The organism is Amycolatopsis orientalis DSM 40040 = KCTC 9412 (assembly GCF_000478275.1).
Classification (GTDB): domain Bacteria; phylum Actinomycetota; class Actinomycetes; order Mycobacteriales; family Pseudonocardiaceae; genus Amycolatopsis; species Amycolatopsis orientalis.
The window spans coordinates 1-261 of record NZ_ASJB01000005.1 but is presented as its reverse complement, the minus strand read 5'-3'; the positions used below and the strand labels follow the sequence as shown (position 1 = coordinate 261).

General features: G+C 49.8%; 1 pseudogene. It reads right to left on the bottom strand.

What is annotated here, in order from left to right:
* A pseudogene (locus L324_RS44370) lies at positions 1-261 on the bottom strand (hypothetical protein); the annotation flags it as partial.

Below are 261 nucleotides of genomic sequence, written 5' to 3'. Positions count from 1 at the left end.
TTTTCAAGCAGAAGACGGCATACGAGATCAGCCCTGTTCCCATACGGGCTGAAAGCTTCGGCGACAAGTCTTTTCCCATTGACGTATGTCCGAAAATGATGACGTCCGGATTCTCGCGTTCTATGATCGGCAACAAGGCTTGAACATAGCCGTCAGACGTATAGTTTTTCAAGAGCGGGTTTTCGGCTGTAAGCACTCTGTCAGCGCCGTAATGGATCAGTTCTGCCGCATGACTTGAAACGCTTTCACCGAACAGTACGC